Source organism: Acidocella sp., from assembly GCF_035535915.1.
In the GTDB taxonomy this organism is placed as follows: domain Bacteria; phylum Pseudomonadota; class Alphaproteobacteria; order Acetobacterales; family Acetobacteraceae; genus Acidocella.
This window is the reverse complement of the sequence record NZ_DATLPB010000085.1, coordinates 1-3,510: the sequence shown is the minus strand read 5'-3', so window position 1 is coordinate 3,510 and position 3,510 is coordinate 1. Positions and strand designations below refer to the sequence as shown.

Here is a 3,510-nt window from a genome sequence, read left to right as displayed (position 1 = left end):
GGCGTGCTGGTGCTGTCGCGCTTCGCCGGAGCCGCCGACGAACTGACCGAGGCGCTGATCGTCAACCCGGTCGATGCCGACGAGGTCGCGGCCGCGATCCATCAGGGGCTGGTGATGAGCCGGGAAGAACGGCGCGCCCGCTATGACGCGCTGTTCCAGAAAGTCTGCCACACCACGGCGCAGCGTTTTTGTGATACCTTCCTCGCCCATCTCTGCGCCAGGTCCTGAGGCCCGAGATGAGGGATGGCGTGCCGCTCCGCAGCCACGGCGCCATTGCCCAGGCCGGGAGCGCTGTTGCCGCGTTGCAGCGGGCCCCCGCACCGCAGGCGCATAAGCCGGGAACGCAGCCCACCGCCGTCGAAGAGCGCCGCGCGCCCGCAATCCTGCGCGTCGCGCATACGGCGGAAATTGCCGATGCGGCAACGCTGGGCGGCAATTTCCTGCTCTTGGCGGATGATTCGTTGTTGGGGGCGGCACTGGCTTCCGGGCTGGGCGTGCTGCGCGAAATTTCCCTGCACCGGCCCGCCTCCGGTGATGCGCTGCTGGAAGAACGTCCCGACTGGTTCGTCCATGGCCCGGAAGGTCCCCATTTTCGTCTTTTATCCGCCAGCGACGCCACGGTGGATTGGTGGGAGGCCGAGTTGGCGCGGCTGTTGGGCGCCGGGTATGCGGGGTTTTATTGCCACGATGCGCATCTGACGGACCCTTCCGTCTGGGCGCGGTTGCAGGGCGCGGCGCGGCGCGGCGCGGCGACGATTTTCATTGCCGAATGCTTCGGCGCAATGCCGGCGGAAATTTCCGCCCTGTATGGCCTGGATTTTGATTTCAGCGTCTCGTCTTCTTGCTGGTGGGATTTTTCGTCAGCCTGGCTGAATGAGGATGCCACGCGCCTCTCCGGCATTGGCCCGGCCATCGCCTGGGCCGCCCCACCCGGCAGCACCGGCTGGACGCCAACCGCCGCGACCCGCGCGCTGCGTTTCGCAGCGACCTATGCGCCTGGCTGGCTGGTCGAGATGGGGTTTTTGTCGGCGCCACATGACGAGCTCCGCGCCGAGACGGTCTGGCTGAACGCCCTGCGCCATGCGCGTGCCGAATTGCGCGGCGCGGCTCCGGCCACGCTCCGCTCCTCGCCGGGGGCACGGCTGGCGGTGCTGGCGCGAAGCGATTTCATCATCACCGCCAACGCGTCGCTGGACCGCGCGGTCACGCAACACGCCGCGGCGATTTTGCCCGTGCTCGACGCGGCGCGGCTCCAGGCCCTCGGCAGGGCGCCGGCCGCGGTGACGCCGGCCGACACAATGACGCTCGCCCCGGGCGGCATAGATTTTTTCACCTGCATCGAGGCTGATCCCGTGCTGCTGCACGCGGCGGTAAAACCCGATTGCCACGCGCCGCGGATCGCCATCGAGGCCATCACGCCCCAGGTGGATGACGGGCGCTACCCGGTGCGCCGCCAGGTTGGAGACCTGGTCACGATCGAAGCCGACCTTCTCGCCGACGGGCATGACAGACTGGCCGGCGAGGTTCTGGTCCGCCCCGCCGATGGGGAGGAAGCGCGGGCTTATAAGCTGACGCTGGTCGCTAATGACCGATGGCGCGCCCAGGTGCCATTGGAGCGCATGGGCCGCTATATCTACACGGTGTCCGCCTGGAGAGATGCCTTTGCAAGCTTCGTTCACGAAGTCCAGGCAAAGCACGCGGCGGGTGTTCCGACATCGCTCGAGCTCAGGGAAGGCCTGGCGCTGGTGGCAGAGGCAGCGCCGGGGCATGAGGCGTTGAGCGCGATGCTGGCGAATTTGCAGGGCCTGCCGGACGACGCGCTGCGGGCGATGTTGCTGAGCAACACGCTGGCGGCGCTGATGCGCCAGGCGGCGCCGCGAAAATTCCATGTGACATCGCATGACATCATCATTGACGCGGAACGAGCGGCTGCCTCGTTCGCGAGCTGGTACGAGATGTTTCCCCGCAGCCAGAGCGGCGACCCGGCGTGCCATGGGACGTTCAAAGACGTGATCGACCAGTTGCCGCGCGTCGCGGCGATGAATTTCGACGTGCTGTATTTCCCGCCGATTCATCCGATCGGCGAAATCAACCGGAAAGGGCAAAACAACGCGTTGCGCGCCGGGCCGGGCGATCCGGGCAGCCCGTATGCGATCGGCAGCAAAGAGGGCGGCCATGATGCGCTGCATCCGGAACTCGGCACGCTGGATGAGTTCCATGAGCTGGTCGCGGCGGCGAAGGATCATGGGCTGGAGGTGGCGCTGGATTTTGCGATCCAATGTGCGCCCGATCACCCTTGGCTCGGCGAACATCCGGAATGGTTCGATTGGCGGCCCGACGGCTCGCTGCGCTATGCGGAAAACCCGCCGAAAAAATACGAAGATATCGTCAATGTCGATTTCTATACGGAGGGCGCGCAACCGTCATTGTGGATGGCGCTCCGAGACGTGGTGCAGTTCTGGGTGGATCAGGGCATCAGGCTGTTCCGGGTCGATAATCCGCACACGAAGCCATTTCCCTTCTGGGAGTGGTTGATCGCCGATATCCGTGCGCGGCATCCGGACACGGTGTTTCTCGCCGAAGCCTTCACCCGGCCAAAAATCATGTACCGGCTGGCCAAAATCGGCTTTTCGCAATCCTACACTTATTTCACGTGGCGTAATACCAAGGCAGAGATTGAGGACTATCTGACCGATCTGACGACCACGGCACCCAAGGATTTTTTCCGGCCGCATTTTTTCGTCAACACGCCCGACATCAACCCGATCTTCCTGCAGACCTCCGGCCGGGGCGGGTTTTTGATCCGCGCGGCGCTGGCCACGACCCTGTCGGGGCTTTGGGGGATGTATAACGGATTCGAATTATGCGAGGCGACCCCGATACCGGGCCGGGAAGAATATCTCAACTCGGAAAAATACGAGATCAAGGCCTGGGACTATGACCGGCCTGGCAACATCGTTGCGGAAATTTCGCAGCTCAACCGCATCCGTCGGGCCAACGCCGCATTGCATTCGCACCTGAATGTCGAGTTCCTGCCTTGCGACAATCCGCAAGTGGTGTATTTCCGTAAATTTGCATCTGACGGCAACAATCTTCTCGTTGCAATCAGCATGGACCCGCTCAACATTCAGAACACGACGATCGAACTGCCGTTGTGGCGCTTCGGCCTGCCGGATGACGGCATGTTGGCCGCCGAGGATCTGATGCGCGCGCAAAAATTCGTATGGTCGGGGAAATTTCAGCCTGTTCATCTCAACCCGTTCGAACAGCCATTTTGTATTTGGCGCGTCGCGCCAGCCGGTCAGGAATGATATGAAACACCGACCCGAGATCATCACGGCCGACGATCAGTCCTGGTACAAGGACGCGGTGATCTACCAGGTTCACGTCAAATCCTTCTACGATTCGAACAATGACGGCGTCGGTGATTTTCCCGGGCTGATCGAGAAGCTCGACTACATCGCGGCCCTCGGTGTCAACGCGATCTGGCTGCTGCCCTTCTACCCCTCG

3 protein-coding genes are annotated in these 3,510 nt (G+C 63.2%); all 3 read left to right on the top strand.

What is annotated here, in order from left to right; all coding sequences use genetic code 11:
* Positions 1-228 (top strand): trehalose-6-phosphate synthase (locus VNC39_RS10840; RefSeq protein ID WP_325399053.1); only part of this gene is annotated, 228 nt, incomplete at its 5' end.
* A gap of 20 nt (positions 229-248) precedes the next feature.
* The gene (locus tag VNC39_RS10835; RefSeq protein WP_325399051.1) at positions 249-3,311 is read left to right on the top strand and encodes an alpha-1,4-glucan--maltose-1-phosphate maltosyltransferase; all 3,063 of its coding nucleotides are present in this window, start codon (positions 249-251) and stop codon (positions 3,309-3,311) included.
* A gap of 1 nt (position 3,312) precedes the next feature.
* Positions 3,313-3,510: alpha-amylase family glycosyl hydrolase (locus tag VNC39_RS10830; protein ID WP_325399049.1), on the top strand; the 198-nt coding region annotated here is incomplete at its 3' end.